This window comes from Pragia fontium (assembly GCF_900638655.1).
GTDB lineage: Bacteria > Pseudomonadota > Gammaproteobacteria > Enterobacterales > Enterobacteriaceae > Pragia > Pragia fontium.
Genome location: NZ_LR134531.1, coordinates 1,706,326 through 1,721,552 on the forward strand (window position 1 = coordinate 1,706,326; position 15,227 = coordinate 1,721,552).

Consider the following 15,227-nt stretch of genomic DNA (forward strand, 5'->3'; position numbering starts at 1 on the left):
CAGCCAGAGCATGAATAACTTAGTCCGGTTAACGGCCATTGCAAGCTTATTTCTCGCAGGATTAAGTTATGCTAAAGAGACGACATACCGTATCGATCAACTTCCCGATTTAAAACAGGAAGCTCAACATGCCACGGTGAGTGAGCGTGTAACTGCACGGTTCACGCGTTCACATTATCGTCAGTTTGAACTTGATGATGCATTTTCAGAGAAAATTTTTAATCGTTATCTGAATATGTTGGATTTTAGCCATAATGTGTTGCTGGCGTCTGATGTTGCGGCATTTGCCGATAAAAAAACGGCATTGGACGATGAGTTAAAGTCTGGGCAATTGGATACCGCTTATGCGTTATATAACTATGCCCAAAAGCGCCGCTTTGAACGTTTGAATTACGCATTAACGTTGTTGGATAAGCCAATGACGTTTGATGGTGATGACTCCATTGAAGTTGACCGCAGTAAATCACCTTGGCCGACCAGTACTGAAGAGTTGGATAAACTCTGGTACGAAAAAGTTAAGTATGATGAGTTAAACCTGAAGTTGGCAGGTAAACAGTGGCCAGAAATCAAAGAGATTTTGACCAAACGTTACCAGTCAGCGATTAAGCGTTTAACCCAAGCCAAGAGTGAAGACGTATTCCAGACCTTTATGAATGCGTTTGCCCGTGAGATTGATCCGCATACTAGCTATTTGTCCCCGCGTAATACTGAACAGTTTAATACTGAAATGAGTTTATCTCTGGAAGGTATTGGTGCGGTATTACAGATGGAAGATGATTATACCCAAATCAACTCATTAGTTGCCGGTGGTCCGGCGGCGAAAAGTAAGTCGATTGCCATTGGGGATAAGATTATCGGGGTCGGACAGCAAGATAAGCCAATGGTTGATGTGATCGGCTGGCGTCTTGATGATGTGGTGGCCTTAATTAAAGGTCCTAAAGGAAGTAAAGTCCGTTTGGAAATCCTTCCTGCAGGCAAAGGTGCCAAGTCCAAAACGGTAGTTCTGACTCGCGAACGTATTCGCTTGGAAGATCGTGCCGTTAAGATGACGCTAAAAACGATTGGCAAGAAAAAGGTCGGCGTGCTGGATATCCCTGGCTTCTATGTCGGGTTAACTGAAGATGTCAAAACCCAGTTGCAGAAGCTGACCAAGCAGAATGTTGACAGTATTATTATCGATTTAAGAACCAACGGAGGCGGGGCGTTAACTGAAGCCGTTTCTTTATCTGGTCTGTTTATTCCTAGCGGCCCAGTGGTTCAAGTTCGAGATAATAATGGCAAGGTGCGTGAAGATAGCGACACCGATAGTATTGTTTACTATAAAGGCCCGCTGGTTGTCTTGGTCGATCGCTTTAGTGCCTCGGCATCAGAAATTTTTGCCGCCGCTATGCAGGATTATGGTCGGGCATTGATTGTTGGCGAACCTACCTTTGGTAAAGGTACCGTTCAACAGCACCGTGCATTGAACCGTATTTACGATCAGATGCTGCGTCCTGACTGGCCAGATTTGGGGTCTGTTCAATACACTATTCAGAAGTTTTATCGCATTAACGGTGGAAGTACTCAGCGTAAGGGTGTGACACCAGATATCGTTATGCCAACGGGTGTTGATCCAGTTGAAACTGGGGAAAGCTTTGAAGATAACGCTTTACCATGGGATAGTATTGATAAAGCCACGTATACGTTATTGGGTGATGAATCGCGCTATATTCCTACGCTGAAGAAAGAACATGATGAACGGATTGCTAAAGATCCGGAATTCCAGTTTATTATGCAGGATATTGCACGTTATAAAGCTAATAAGGATAAACGTAGCAGAATTTCGTTAAACTATGCCCAGCGCGAGAAAGAGAGCAATGAGGACGATGCCATTCGTCTGAAACGCATCAATGACCGTTTGACTCGCGAAGGTAAGAAGCCGCTGAAGACTTTAGAAGATCTACCGAAAGATTATAAAGAAGCCGATCCTTATCTGGATGAAACCGTATTGATTTCACTGGATTTGGCCACACAAGAAAAGAGTGATGCGGCAGCCGTTCAGAAAAAGTAATGGCTAAATAGATAGCAGAAAATAGGGCGCTTATTGAGCGCCTTATTTTTTTGCTACTGTTTATCATTGGCGCTTTAATAAGAAAGAATTGTGATTTTAATCACTCACCAATGTAAAGTTATGATCTATTTGTTATAGGACTGTTGTTTACCCTTGAATTTTGCAGATTAGCCCATAAGATCGGGATGGTAAGAAACAACATTTTATTTCTCTAAGGAAACTATCTTTTTATGATGCGTATAGCGTTATTTTTATTAACAAACCTCGCAGTTATGCTGGTTTTTGGTATTGTTCTGAGCCTAACGGGTATTCAGGGGCGTAGCGTGCAGGGCCTGATGATCATGGCAGGTCTGTTTGGTTTTGGTGGCGCATTCGTTTCTTTATTAATGTCAAAATGGATGGCATTACGTTCTGTTGGTGGTCAAGTGATTGAACAACCGGCCAATGACGTTGAGCGTTGGTTAGTTGAAACCGTTAGACGTCAGGCACAGCAGGCGGGTATTGCCATGCCACAGGTAGCAATCTATCACGCGCCTGATATTAACGCATTTGCCACTGGAGCAAGGCGCGATGCCTCACTGGTTGCGGTAAGTTCCGGGTTATTGCAGAACATGAGCCGTGATGAGGCGGAAGCGGTACTGGCCCATGAGATTAGCCACGTCGCAAATGGTGATATGGTGACGATGACGCTGGTACAGGGCGTAGTGAATACTTTCGTTATCTTTGCTTCTCGACTGATTGCGCAGGTAGCCGCCGGTTTTCTTAACCGTGACAATGAAAGTTCATCGGGTAATACCATGGTTTATTTTGTTGTCTCGATGGTATTGGAATTGGTGTTCGGTATTTTGGCCAGCATCATTACCATGTGGTTCTCTCGTCATCGCGAATTTAAAGCGGATGCTGGTTCAGCCAATTTAGTGGGTCGTGAGAAGATGATTGCAGCATTGCAACGTCTAAAAACCAGTTACGAACCGCAGGAAGAGTCAACCATGATGGCATTTTGTATTAACGGTAAGCCAAAGACATTTAGTGAGCTGTTTATGTCTCACCCTCCGTTAGATAAGCGCATTGAAGCATTACGCGCGGGTACTTATCTCAAGTAATAATCAAACCGCGTTAATTGATAATCGGGAGGCCTTAGGGCTTCCCGATTTTTTATGCCATTCAATTAGCAGATATATATTTATTCAAAAAGATAGGCATCATCATTACGGAATTCTAACTTAGGGTTACGCAGGGTATGATCTAACTCTAGTCGGTGTGCGCCTTTACTCTGGTAATCTGCAAAAATAATTACTTTACTGGCAGGGCGACCATAAAGTGGTATGTCTTTTATGGTGGTATGTGAATCTGCAACAATGTTAACCGGCCAGATAAATAGTTTTCCAGGATTTTGTTTTAGCCAGCGTTGTTTATCCGCGAACCATTGTGCAGACGTCAGGTTCTCTAACTGTTTTGTTAAATGATCACCGTTAACGGCAACAAAATCTACGTTAAGTGGGCGGCCTTCGTTGACCTTATCGGTCACGCTTAATTCAATGGAACGAAGTTGAACACGGGATGCGCTAAAGATTGGTAGATTAACGGAAGAGCAGGCCATCAGAGTCATACTTGCGGTGATGACCAGCAGGTTACGTAGCACATTACGATAGAGATAGAGTGATGTCATAGCTTCACCACTTGATAATGAGTGTAGCAAACGGGTTTATCGAGATTAGAGCCTTTATTGAAGAACAATAGATTCCGAATAAGACCAGTGTATCTCTTTAACTATAGGTAACCAATAGCGTTGAATCAATCAACTCATGTTTCCTTGACTACATTGATGATGGATTGGATTGTAATTTATTGATCTAAATGATTTTAAGTGAAGGAATACTGGAAGTAATACCCCACCATCAATGAATAGTGGGGTAAAGTAAAGCAGATTACTTGTTTAAATAAGGGCCGTCAGCGACAGAGTTACGCTCCACTAATTCAGGGTGTAGCTCAATTGAATGATAGGTTTCACGCTTATTGATGATTCTGTCTAACAACATATCTAGCGCCATTTCAGCCAGACTCTCTTTAGGTTGCTGAATAGTGGTTAACGGCGGATTGTAGTAACGGGTATTGCGAATATTATCATACCCGATCACCGATATATCGTCCGGCACTCTTAAACCCATTTCACCTGCTGCACAAAGTGCTCCCATGGCAATAACATCCCCACCACAAAATAGGGCAGTAGGACGTTGTTTGGTATTGAGGATTTTCATCATACCGTCATAGCCTTCTTGCGGCTGGAAGTCGGCTTCAATAATCCACTCATCAGGAATAGTGATCCCTGCCTCTTTGAGTGCATGCAGAAAACCTTTGTGGCGTTCACGCCCGGTGAATTCATTTAACTGACCGGTGATAGTAGCAATTTCCCGGTGACCGCGGTCAATCAGATAACGGGTTGCCAGATATCCCCCCTGGAAACCATTATCTTCAATGTTATCGGTAAAATCGCTGTGTTTGCCCCAGTCCATAACCATCATCGGAATATGCGGATATTCCTGTAGCAGACTCAATAGTGGGGGATGATACTCTGAACACATCACCAATAGTCCGTCGACGCGTTTTTGTGCCAGCATCGCCAGATAAGCCTGTTGTTTTTCTAAATCATTCTGGGTATTGCAAAGGATCAGCGTATAGCCTTTTTGATAGCATGCCGCTTCGACCGCCTGAATGACTTCAGCGTAATAGGGGGAACCGCTAGATGTGGCGAGTAGACCAATGGTTTTGGTGTTATTGACTTTTAGGCTACGGGCAACGGCGCTGGGTGAATAGCTTAATTCTTTTATCGCGGCCCAAACGGCGGCTTTGGTATCGTCAGCGACGAAACGTGTTTTATTAATAACGTGGGAGACGGTTGTCGTTGAGACGCCGGCATGTTTTGCCACATCTTTTATTGTTGCCATAAGACAGAGTTCTCCTAAACTTACACAGTATCCGTTACAGTGTAAGCAGATAAGTTAACGTTTGCTTTTTCTTTTGATAAACAAATTACACATTAAAAGCAAAACGGTATAGAATTTGTTATATATCACTGATTTTAACTTAAGTTGGTTGGTTCAGTGATAATAAGCGGTGAATTTTGGCGCATTTAATACAAATGTCAAAGAGATATCATGGAGATTCTGGCTGATATGGGTATTTTTTGTATGCAGACCAAAAACATCTGAGTGCTAGACAGTTTTTTGAGGAAGGAAAATAAGAGATGTCAGCTGAATTAAAATGGTCCCTGAGCACTGTTGTATTTGCATTAGCTGTTATTGTTACTTATAGCTTAATTGCTGTAACACACTAAAAATAATTAACTTTATGGCCTGATATCACGTCCAGAATGTTAGCTTGTGGGCTAATATCTATCGGCGCGTGTCCGGCCATTATGATTTTTTATTAAATTATGTTCCCTTCAGCGTGGAACATAATTTTTTTGTTATCAAATTGATGAAAAATCGGTGTTTCAACATGGAGGCAGAATGACTCACCATCAGGCCAGTGCGGTTGCGTTACTGAAACGTATTGCAGGGATTGTAATTTTTATACCAGCACTGATATCGACGGTTATTTCAGTATTAAAATATCTGATTGAACCGAAGACCAATATGCAGGAAATGACCGCAACCATTATGGATTTCCTGCAGGTTATTATTAAGATGGTTCGCCAGTACACCTCATTTTTTGAGTCATTCTGGGTGAGCTCACCGGTACCGGATATTAGTAATTGGTCATCAAGTAACAGTCTTTGGTTTATGGTGATCTTTCTGTTGATGTTTGTCGGCTTGGCTTTGAGTGCGTCCGGCATCCGTTTGTTTAAACGGATACATAACGTGCGTGAAGGCGTGACAGAAAGAGCCATTTTAGAGGCGATGAACGGCGATCAGGCTCGTTCCCGTGAAGAACTGCAAAAACTGATTTCGATACCGAATACCTCAATTTTTGCTCAGTTTGGTCTGTTATATGTTGCTCCGGTTTTTTGGGGTATTTTTATCTATATCATCCTGTACTTCATCAATCTGCTTTAATAATCCACCAATAGCTTCTACGCTTAATAGACATAGTCGGCATGCGCGCCGGCTATGTTGATAAATTCGTTAATATCAGCGCCAGCAAGATGCATATCGAAATTAAACGTCATGTTTAACCTAAAGCTGTGCATTGGATCGAAGTTTCTCTGGAATCAAACGGTTAACCTGAGAATATCTTGATCATAACCTTGGGGTGATGTCATGTGGCAATCCGTCAGTCGTTTATTGAGTGAACATTTGGGTGAAACTTATACAATTACTGAAAAGGAGGAGTTGTCTGGAGGAGATATTCATCGGGCACGTCGAGTCACTAACGGAAAAACCGACGTTTTTGTTAAGTACGATACCCGGGATCTTTTGCCCATCTTCACCGCTGAGTCCGATCAACTTAGTGCCTTAGCCAAGAGCGGAACCGTCCGCGTTCCGCAAGTTTATGGGGTAGGGTATGACCGGGATTACAGTTTTCTACTGCTTGAGTATCTTCCTTTAAAACCATTGGATGCCCATCATGCCTACTGTCTGGGGCAGCAATTGGCCAGATTACATCAGTGGAGCGATCAGCCGCAGTTTGGATTGGATTTTGACAGTGATTTAGCGACCACTCCCCAGCCGAATCGCTGGCAGCGCTACTGGAATGTGTTTTTTGCCGAACAACGTATCGGTTGGCAGCTTCAGTTAGCTAATGAAAAAGGGCTGCATTATGGTGATATTGAGCAGATTATTGCGATAGTTAGCCATCGTTTGAAAAGCCATCATCCACAACCATCATTACTTCACGGGGATCTGTGGCCAGCAAACTGTGGGGTTAGTGCCGCAGGGGCATTCATTTTTGACCCGGCTTGTTACTGGGGCGATCGTGAATGTGATTTGGCCATGTTACCGCTTTATCCTGATTTGCCAGCACAAATTTATGATGGCTATCAGAGTATTTGGCCGTTGCCCGCCAGCTTTATAGATCGACAGCCGTTATATCAACTCTACTATTTATTAAATCGGGCTAACCTGTTTGGTGGAGAATATATCGAAACGGCTCGGCAGGCGGTGGAGTGTTTGTTTGGTGATGAACTAAAATAGTTAATTATTGTGTCTGCCGGAGTGATATTCTGGCAGACATGGTTATTCAGCAGCACAGCTTTAGGGAGAGAGTGTGCAGGCGCCTCAATTATTTCGGGATTTTTTACATCCTCGGCCTCAGCCAGCGGGTATCGATGTTATATGTAGCCTGCAACATTTTTCAATTATTACCTATGCCATTACGCCCAATCGTTTTGAAGGGCTGATACCCGAGCGTTTTAAGTTAGATACGGTGGTGATTGACGGGCAAGAGAAAGGATTATTGTCCGTCGTTCCTTTTGTCGATATTGATTTTACTTCCGCCGTTTATCCATTCCCTAAATTTACTATGGGACAAACCAACTATCGTATTTATGTTGTTGATACGCTAACGGAAGAAAAATGCGTTTGGTTTTTAGGGACGACGCTGGATTCCTGGGCACTGTTTGTTCCTCGACTATTATGGAACTTGCCGTGGTATAGCGGAGATGTCAGTTTTGATTGTGAATATAGCCATCAACAAGCTCGCTATCTGAAATATCGCATGGAAACACGTGCCGAGTGGGCACCGGCTCGTTTGGAACTCACTCAGGATGTGGATGATGTGATTTCACTTCCTGGCTTTCCTGACTTGGAGAGCGGCATGGTTTACCTAACTCATCCATTAACGGGATTTTACTATCGCCGGGATGGTAAGTTAGGGAGTTATCGCGTTTGGCATCAACGGCTAAATGTGAAACCCGGCAGGTTAGGTTATGCGTGTTTTGGTTTGTTGACTCGACTTGGACTGGTGACTGAGGCTGAACAGCAAACGCCTTATAGCGTATTGATGGAACCTCTCAATGAATTTACCGTCTATCTTCCTCCGCGAACGATAGATTAATGCTACTCGGTATGAAATGTGTCGCTATCCCTTTTTCTGTCAAGGTTTTTTTCAATTTGTACTATTAACTCACTAATCTCAGTGCTAAAATCTGTCGTTCGTTTGGATAAAGCATAGGCCATCGAATCAATGTGTCTGCACCATTGGAGAGCCGTTCGATAACCGTGAGTCGAAAAATGGCACCAATCCATTGATTTTATTTAAAATTATTATTTTACACGTGATCTTTCGTGTGGGTCACCACTGTAACTAAGGACTTATCATGCCAGTTATTACTCTTCCTGATGGAAGTCAACGTCAATACAATCATGCTGTTTCCGTGATGGATATCGCTAGCGATATCGGCCCGGGTTTAGCAAAAGCCTGTATTGCCGGTCGTGTTGATGGTGTTCGTGTTGACGCCTGTGATTTAATTGAGAACGACGCTAAATTAGAAATCATTACCGCGAAAGATGAAGATGGCTTAGAGATTATTCGCCACTCTTGCGCTCATTTGTTAGGACATGCCATCAAACAACTATGGCCTGATACTAAAATGGCGATTGGTCCAACCATCGATAATGGTTTTTACTATGACGTTGATATCGACAGAACGTTAAATCAGGAAGATCTGGACCTGCTTGAACAGCGGATGATGGAACTGGTTAAGAAAGACTATAACGTCGTTAAGCAGCCGGTTAGCTGGCAGGAAGCTCGGGATACCTTTGAAGCCCGAGGTGAAATTTATAAATTACGTATTCTTGATGAAAACATTAGCCGTGATGCTCGCCCGGCGTTGTATCATCATGAAGAATATATCGATATGTGCCGTGGTCCACACGTGCCAAGTATGCGCTTCTGCCATCACTTTAAACTGCAAAAAGTGTCAGGTGCTTACTGGCGCGGCGACAGCAATAATAAGATGCTACAGCGCATTTACGGCACAGCTTGGGCAGATAAAAAGCAACTAAGCGCTTATTTGCTGCGCTTGGAAGAAGCGGCTAAACGCGACCACCGTCGAATCGGTAAACAGCTTGACCTGTATCATATGCAGGAAGAAGCACCGGGAATGGTATTCTGGCACAATGATGGCTGGACTATTTTCCGTGAGCTGGAAGCGTTTGTACGAATGAAGCTGCGGGAATACGATTATCAGGAAGTGAAAGGGCCATTTATGATGGACCGTGTGCTGTGGGAAAAAACCGGGCACTGGGAAAACTATAAAGAAGCCATGTTTACCACTTCTTCAGAGAACCGTGAGTATTGCATTAAGCCAATGAACTGCCCTGGTCACGTGCAGATTTTTAATCAGGGGCTAAAATCATACCGCGACCTGCCGTTAAGAATGGCTGAGTTTGGTAGCTGCCATCGTAATGAACCATCGGGTTCACTGCATGGTTTAATGCGCGTACGTGGTTTTACTCAGGATGATGCACATATCTTCTGTACTGAAGATCAGGTTCGGGCAGAAGTAACCAGCTGTATAAAGATGGTGTATGATCTATACAGTACTTTTGGTTTTGAAAATATTAGCGTTAAGTTATCAACTCGTCCTGAAAAGCGCATTGGTAGTGATGAAGTGTGGGACAGAGCCGAGCATGATTTGGCCGAAGCATTGACCGCAAACGGCCTTGAGTTTGATTATCAGCCGGGTGAAGGGGCTTTCTACGGTCCTAAAATTGAATTTACTTTGCATGATAGTTTGGATCGCGCATGGCAGTGTGGTACTGTGCAACTCGACTTTTCATTGCCAGAGCGTTTAAGCGCATCTTTCGTCGGTGAAGATAACGAGCGTCATGTACCGGTGATGATTCACCGTGCTATTTTAGGTTCATTAGAACGCTTTATCGGTATCTTGACTGAAGAGTGTGCAGGTTTCTTCCCGACATGGTTGGCACCGCAGCAGGTAGTGGTAATGAATATTACCGACGGTCAGGCCGATTATGTCAACGAATTAACAAAAAAACTGCAGGCTGCGGGCATTCGTGCTAAAGCAGACTTGAGAAATGAGAAAATAGGCTTTAAAATCCGTGAACATACTCTAAGACGTGTACCCTATATGTTAGTCTGCGGCGATAAAGAGGTCGAGGCTGGTAAAGTAGCCGTTCGTACCCGCCGTGGTAAAGACTTAGGTAGTCTTGACGTGAGTTACGTGATTGAAAAACTGCAACAAGAAATTCGCAGTCGTAGTCTAAATCAACTGGAGGAATAAGGTATTAAAGGCGGAAAAAGAGTTCAAACAGCGCGTCCTAATCGCATAAACAACGAGATTCGCGCCCGTGAAGTTCGTCTAACAGGCATCGATGGCGAGCAATTGGGTATTGTTAGTCTGAATGAAGCGCTGCAAAAAGCAGAAGAAGCTGGTATTGATCTGGTTGAGATCAGCCCAAATGCTGAGCCGCCAGTTTGCCGTGTGATGGATTACGGCAAATTCCTCTATGAAAAGAGCAAGGCTACGAAAGAGCAGAAGAAAAAACAAAAAGTTGTCCAGATCAAGGAAATTAAATTCCGACCTGGTACAGATGATGGCGACTATCAGGTAAAACTCCGCAGCCTGATTCGCTTTCTGGAAGAGGGTGATAAAGCTAAGATCACACTGCGTTTTCGCGGTCGTGAGATGGCTCACCAGCAGATCGGTATGGAAGTGCTTAACCGCGTCCGTGACGATCTGGTCGATTTGGCAGTGGTTGAATCCTTCCCAAGTAGGATTGAAGGCCGCCAGATGGTGATGGTGCTCGCCCCTAAGAAGAAACAGTAAGGCATACAAGTAGTAAACCCGAATGGTTTAGGCCGTTCGGGCTTTATTCGCCCAACTGGTTCGTTTTATTAACAATGCGAAGTGGATATATTTAAAATGCCAAAGATCAAAACTGTGCGTGGCGCAGCTAAGCGCTTTAAAAAAACTGCCTCTGGTGGTTTTAAGCGTAAGCATGCGAACCTACGTCATATTCTGACTAAAAAAGCAACTAAGCGTAAGCGTCATTTACGTCCGAAAGGTCTGGTCTCTAAAGGAGATTTAGGCTTGGTCGTGGCATGTCTGCCGTACGCATAACTTTTAACTCAGATATAAGTCGATAGGAGAGAGCATATGGCTCGCGTAAAACGTGGTGTAATTGCACGTGCACGTCACAAGAAAATAATGAAGCAAGCGAAAGGTTACTACGGTGCCCGTTCGCGCGTATATCGTGTTGCCTTCCAGGCAGTAATCAAAGCAGGACAATATGCTTACCGTGACCGTCGTCAACGTAAGCGTCAGTTCCGTCAGCTGTGGATTGCACGTATTAACGCTGCTGCACGCCAAAATGGCTTATCTTACAGCCGTTTCATCAATGGTCTGAAAAAGGCTTCTGTTGAAATCGACCGTAAGATTCTGGCTGATATCGCAGTATTCGACAAAGTGGCTTTTGCTGCTTTAGTTGAAAAAGCAAAATCAGTTCTGGCGTAAGTCAGATAAAAGAGGGAGTGAAAGCTCCCTCTTTTACTTTTTATTATTTTATTTAAACGCGTGAAATTAGAGAGAATTCATAGTATTGTCGGTAGCAATATTATTTATCCGCTTAATTTTAAAACCAATTTTAGTCAGTACAAGGTAACGCAAGTATGAATTCTGCTATTTTCCGTTTCTTCTTTTTCTTTAGCTCCTGAATCAGGAGGCTTGCGCGTAAGAGAAGAAACGAAAACTAGCGCCTAAAGCCTCCTAAAGGAGGCTTTTTTATTGCCTGAAGATTTCGTTAGTTAATATCGATCGTTTTATACATATAACCGGGTTTCATATCTGATATCGGAACTCCAGAGCCGGAAGAAGAGGAAAATAATGCCACATCTCGCTGAACTGGTTGCCAATGCAAAGGCCGCTATAGAAGAAGCCCATGATGTTGCCGCGTTAGATTTAGTTCGCGTGGAATATTTAGGCAAAAAAGGTCACCTGACGCTGCAAATGACATCGTTACGCGATGTCCCCGCTGAAGACCGTCCTGCCGCAGGACAAGTTATCAATCAGGCCAAACAACAGGTGCAGGATGCGCTAAATGCGCGTAAACACATGCTGGAATCAGCGGCGCTGAATGCCCGCTTGGCTGAAGAAACTATCGATGTCTCTCTACCGGGGCGTCGCATGGAAAACGGCGGGTTACATCCAGTTACGCGTACTATTGACCGTATTGCTGACTTCTTTGGTGAACTGGGCTTTGCGGTAGCGAATGGCCCGGAAATTGAAGATGATTATCATAACTTTGATGCCTTGAATATTCCTGGTCATCATCCGGCACGTGCCGATCACGATACCTTCTGGTTTGATGCTAAGCGTCTGCTGCGTACTCAGACATCTGGCGTGCAAATTCGCACCATGAATAATCAACAGCCACCAATCCGCATTATTGCGCCAGGGCGAGTTTATCGTAACGACTACGATCAAACTCACACCCCAATGTTCCATCAGATGGAAGGGCTGATTGTTGATAAAGATATTAGCTTCACTAACCTGAAGGGCACTATCCATGACTTCCTGCAAAACTTCTTTGAAGAAGACCTGCAGGTTCGCTTCCGTCCATCTTACTTCCCATTCACTGAGCCTTCCGCGGAAGTTGACGTCATGGGTAAGAATGGCAAATGGCTGGAAGTATTAGGTTGCGGTATGGTTCATCCAAACGTTTTACGTAGCGTAGGAATCGATCCGGAAATCTATTCTGGCTTTGCTTTTGGTATGGGAATGGAACGTTTAACCATGCTGCGTTACGGCGTCACTGATTTACGCGCCTTCTTTGAAAACGATCTTCGTTTCCTGAAACAATTTAAATAATAGCGGGAGCCAAAACATGAAATTCAGTGAATCCTGGTTGCGTGAATGGGTAAACCCTGCAATTAGTCGTGACCAACTGTCAGAACAAATTACCATGGCCGGTTTAGAGGTCGATGGTGTTGAGCCAGTAGCCGGTGAGTTTACTGGCGTAGTGATTGGCCGAGTGGTGGAATGTGGTCAGCACCCAAATGCGGATAAATTACGCGTTACTAAGGTCGATGTCGGTGCCGATAAACTGCTGGATATCGTCTGTGGTGCACCAAACTGTCGTAAAGGTTTGACCGTCGCCTGCGCCACCGTTGGTGCGGTATTACCCGGCGATTTTAAAATTAAGGCGGCTAAATTACGTGGTGAGCCATCGGAAGGTATGCTGTGCTCTTTTTCTGAGCTTGGTATCAGCGATGATCATGACGGTATTATTGAGTTACCAGAAGATGCGCCAATTGGTCAGGATGTACGTGAATATCTTAAACTCAACGACGCAACTATCGAAATTAGCATTACGCCAAATCGCGCTGACTGTCTGGGCATTATCGGTATTGCCCGTGATGTTGCGGTAATCAATGCGCTGCCGTTGAATCAGCCAGATATGTCTCCAGTGGCACCGACGATTGAGGATGTTATTTCGATCAAGGTTGAGGCTCTGGATGCTTGCCCACGCTATTTAGGTCGTGTGGTGAAAGGTATCAACGTTAAAGCCGCTACGCCGCTATGGATGAAAGAGAAACTGCGCCGTTGCGGTATTCGTTCTATCGATCCGGTGGTTGATGTCACCAACTATGTGTTGTTGGAGCTGGGCCACCCGATGCATGCTTTCGATCTGGATCGCATTGATAACGGCATCGTGGTTCGTATGGCGAAAGCCAATGAAGAATTGGTCCTGCTGGATGGCAATAGCGTTAAGCTGAATGACGATATCGTGGTGATTGCCGATGGTCAAAAAGCGCTGGCAATGGGCGGTATTTTTGGTGGTGAACACTCTGGTGTGAATCAAGAAACCAAAGATGTCTTCCTGGAAAGCGCCTATTTCAATCCATTGGCGATTGCCGGCCGTGCACGCCGTTTTGGTTTGCATACGGATGCTTCCCATCGTTATGAGCGTGGTGTTGATCCTGCGCTTCAGGAGCGCGCACTAGAACGTGCAACGCGCTTGCTGCTGGATATTTGCGGTGGTCAAGCGGGACCGGTTATTGATGCGACTAATCAGGATAAGCTACCAAAACCAGCCACTATCCAATTACGCCGCGATAAACTGGATCGATTAATCGGCCATGTGATTTCTGATGAGCAAGTTAGCGATATTCTGACTCGTTTAGGCTGTGACGTTACTTTTAACGGCGATAGCTGGACTGCAATAGCACCAAGTTGGCGTTTCGATATGCAGATCGAAGAAGATCTGATTGAAGAGGTTGCTCGCGTATACGGCTATAACAGTATCCCGAATGTACCATTACGCGCTGATTTAGTCATGACCTCACATCGTGAAGCTGAGCTGTCGTTACGCCGCGTGAAGACGTTGTTGGTCGATCGTGGCTATCAGGAAGCGATTACCTATAGTTTTGTTGATCCAAAAATCCAAAACTTCCTGCATCCTCAACAGGAAGCGTTAATTCTGCCGAGTCCTATTTCCGTTGAGATGTCAGCAATGCGCCTCTCGTTATGGACCGGATTACTGACATCGGTGGTCTACAATCAGAACCGTCAACAGGGACGTGTGCGCCTGTTTGAAAGCGGATTACGTTTTGTTCCTGATGAAAAAGCAGAATTAGGCGTCAGACAGGAATTAATGTTAGCCGGGGTGATTGCAGGAAATCGATATGAAGAACACTGGAACCTTGCGCGGGAAGCAGTTGACTTCTATGATTTAAAAGGCGATCTTGAGGCGGTATTAGAATTAACGGGTAAATTGTCTGAGATTGAATTTAGAGTCGAAGCAAACCCAGCACTGCATCCGGGACAAAGCGCCGCCATTTATTTAGATGGTGAACGCATTGGTTACATCGGTGTAGTGCATCCTGAGCTGGAGCGTAAGCTCGATCTCAATGGTCGTACAGTGGTGTTCGAGCTGTTATGGGATAAAGTCTCAAACCGCCGTGTGCCGCTGGCTACAGAGGTTTCCCGCTTCCCGGCGAACCGTCGTGACATCGCAATTGTAGTGGCTGAAAGCGTACCTGCTGCCAATGTATTAGAATTATGCAAAAAAGTTGGCGTAAATCAGATGGTTGGCGTAAACTTATTTGACGTATACCGTGGTAAGGGCGTAGCAGAGGGTTACAAGAGTCTAGCCATCAGTCTTACGCTGCAAGATACCACGCGTACGTTAGAAGAAGAGGAAATTGCCGCTACGGTTGCAGAATGCGTAGAGGCATTGAAACAGCGATTCCAAGCATCCTTGAGAGATTGAAC

The 15,227-nt window shown here is 44.6% G+C and carries 15 protein-coding genes and 1 other annotated feature; of the genes, 13 read left to right on the plus strand and 2 right to left on the minus strand.

Annotated features, from left to right (window positions below; all coding sequences use genetic code 11):
• Positions 1-10 precede the first annotated feature (10 nt).
• Both prc and htpX read left to right on the plus strand, forming a co-directional pair.
• Positions 11-2,050, plus strand: coding sequence for a carboxy terminal-processing peptidase (gene prc / locus EL341_RS07475; protein ID WP_126467470.1), 2,040 nt, complete (start codon positions 11-13; stop codon positions 2,048-2,050).
• Between the two features lie 230 nt (positions 2,051-2,280).
• Positions 2,281-3,153 carry a protease HtpX gene (gene htpX, locus EL341_RS07480; protein ID WP_047780823.1) on the plus strand — a complete coding sequence of 291 codons (873 nt, stop codon included), beginning with the start codon at positions 2,281-2,283 and terminating at the stop codon, positions 3,151-3,153.
• An 80-nt stretch (positions 3,154-3,233) separates the two neighbouring features.
• Here the strand turns inward: htpX and EL341_RS07485 are convergent, their stop codons facing one another.
• Both EL341_RS07485 and purR read right to left on the minus strand, forming a co-directional pair.
• Positions 3,234-3,719: a hypothetical protein gene (locus EL341_RS07485; RefSeq protein WP_074821323.1), complete on the minus strand. Its 486-nt coding sequence runs from the start codon at positions 3,717-3,719 to the stop codon at positions 3,234-3,236.
• Between the two features lie 259 nt (positions 3,720-3,978).
• Positions 3,979-4,995, minus strand: coding sequence for an HTH-type transcriptional repressor PurR (gene purR, locus EL341_RS07490; protein ID WP_074821325.1), 1,017 nt, complete (start codon positions 4,993-4,995; stop codon positions 3,979-3,981).
• Between the two features lie 299 nt (positions 4,996-5,294).
• On the opposite strand from purR, the gene cydH reads away from it, so the two are divergent.
• The 11 genes from cydH (at position 5,295) to pheT (ending at position 15,225) form a co-directional block, all read left to right on the plus strand.
• Entirely contained in the window at positions 5,295-5,384 is a 90-nt protein-coding gene (cydH, locus tag EL341_RS17805) for a cytochrome bd-I oxidase subunit CydH (protein ID WP_114986525.1), read from the plus strand.
• Between the two features lie 175 nt (positions 5,385-5,559).
• The gene (locus EL341_RS07500; protein WP_047780826.1) at positions 5,560-6,105 is read left to right on the plus strand and encodes a YniB family protein; all 546 of its coding nucleotides are present in this window, start codon (positions 5,560-5,562) and stop codon (positions 6,103-6,105) included.
• A 204-nt stretch (positions 6,106-6,309) separates the two neighbouring features.
• Positions 6,310-7,182 carry a fructosamine kinase family protein gene (locus tag EL341_RS07505; RefSeq protein ID WP_047780827.1) on the plus strand — a complete coding sequence of 291 codons (873 nt, stop codon included), beginning with the start codon at positions 6,310-6,312 and terminating at the stop codon, positions 7,180-7,182.
• Between the two features lie 73 nt (positions 7,183-7,255).
• Positions 7,256-8,044 carry a DUF2071 domain-containing protein gene (locus EL341_RS07510; protein WP_074821329.1) on the plus strand — a complete coding sequence of 263 codons (789 nt, stop codon included), beginning with the start codon at positions 7,256-7,258 and terminating at the stop codon, positions 8,042-8,044.
• Between the two features lie 262 nt (positions 8,045-8,306).
• A complete protein-coding gene (gene thrS, locus EL341_RS07515) occupies positions 8,307-10,235 on the plus strand; it encodes a threonine--tRNA ligase (RefSeq protein WP_074821332.1) in 1,929 nt (642 codons plus the stop codon).
• Positions 10,236-10,238: 3 nt separating this feature from the next.
• Positions 10,239-10,781 (plus strand): translation initiation factor IF-3, encoded by a 543-nt coding sequence (gene infC, locus EL341_RS07520; protein ID WP_071845455.1) that lies wholly within the window; start codon positions 10,239-10,241, stop codon positions 10,779-10,781.
• A 96-nt stretch (positions 10,782-10,877) separates the two neighbouring features.
• Positions 10,878-11,075 carry a 50S ribosomal protein L35 gene (rpmI, locus tag EL341_RS07525; protein WP_029095034.1) on the plus strand — a complete coding sequence of 66 codons (198 nt, stop codon included), beginning with the start codon at positions 10,878-10,880 and terminating at the stop codon, positions 11,073-11,075.
• Between the two features lie 36 nt (positions 11,076-11,111).
• Entirely contained in the window at positions 11,112-11,468 is a 357-nt protein-coding gene (rplT, locus tag EL341_RS07530; RefSeq protein ID WP_027273088.1) for a 50S ribosomal protein L20, read from the plus strand.
• Positions 11,469-11,618: 150 nt separating this feature from the next.
• Positions 11,619-11,740: a sequence feature (Phe leader region), on the plus strand.
• Entirely contained in the window at positions 11,624-11,668 is a 45-nt protein-coding gene (gene pheM, locus EL341_RS17810; RefSeq protein WP_373876065.1) for a pheST operon leader peptide PheM, read from the plus strand. Its footprint overlaps the feature before it by 45 nt.
• 97 nt (positions 11,741-11,837) lie before the next feature.
• Entirely contained in the window at positions 11,838-12,821 is a 984-nt protein-coding gene (gene pheS, locus EL341_RS07535) for a phenylalanine--tRNA ligase subunit alpha (protein ID WP_047780831.1), read from the plus strand.
• 16 nt (positions 12,822-12,837) lie between these two features.
• Entirely contained in the window at positions 12,838-15,225 is a 2,388-nt protein-coding gene (gene pheT, locus EL341_RS07540) for a phenylalanine--tRNA ligase subunit beta (RefSeq protein WP_074821336.1), read from the plus strand.
• The last annotated feature ends 2 nt before the right edge of the window (positions 15,226-15,227 follow it).

What these genes read in the sequence shown, in the direction of transcription:
- EL341_RS07500 (WP_047780826.1), top strand. Translation starts at nt 5,560, where the DNA reads ATGACTCACCATCAGGCCAGTGCGGTTGCGTTACTGAAACGTATTGCA.
- EL341_RS07485 (WP_074821323.1), bottom strand. Translation starts at nt 3,719, where the DNA reads ATGACATCACTCTATCTCTATCGTAATGTGCTACGTAACCTGCTGGTC.
- pheT (WP_074821336.1), top strand. Translation starts at nt 12,838, where the DNA reads ATGAAATTCAGTGAATCCTGGTTGCGTGAATGGGTAAACCCTGCAATT.
- prc (WP_126467470.1), top strand. Translation starts at nt 11, where the DNA reads ATGAATAACTTAGTCCGGTTAACGGCCATTGCAAGCTTATTTCTCGCA.
- htpX (WP_047780823.1), top strand. Translation starts at nt 2,281, where the DNA reads ATGATGCGTATAGCGTTATTTTTATTAACAAACCTCGCAGTTATGCTG.
- pheS (WP_047780831.1), top strand. Translation starts at nt 11,838, where the DNA reads ATGCCACATCTCGCTGAACTGGTTGCCAATGCAAAGGCCGCTATAGAA.
- rpmI (WP_029095034.1), top strand. Translation starts at nt 10,878, where the DNA reads ATGCCAAAGATCAAAACTGTGCGTGGCGCAGCTAAGCGCTTTAAAAAA.
- cydH (WP_114986525.1), top strand. Translation starts at nt 5,295, where the DNA reads ATGTCAGCTGAATTAAAATGGTCCCTGAGCACTGTTGTATTTGCATTA.
- rplT (WP_027273088.1), top strand. Translation starts at nt 11,112, where the DNA reads ATGGCTCGCGTAAAACGTGGTGTAATTGCACGTGCACGTCACAAGAAA.
- purR (WP_074821325.1), bottom strand. Translation starts at nt 4,995, where the DNA reads ATGGCAACAATAAAAGATGTGGCAAAACATGCCGGCGTCTCAACGACA.
- EL341_RS07505 (WP_047780827.1), top strand. Translation starts at nt 6,310, where the DNA reads ATGTGGCAATCCGTCAGTCGTTTATTGAGTGAACATTTGGGTGAAACT.
- thrS (WP_074821332.1), top strand. Translation starts at nt 8,307, where the DNA reads ATGCCAGTTATTACTCTTCCTGATGGAAGTCAACGTCAATACAATCAT.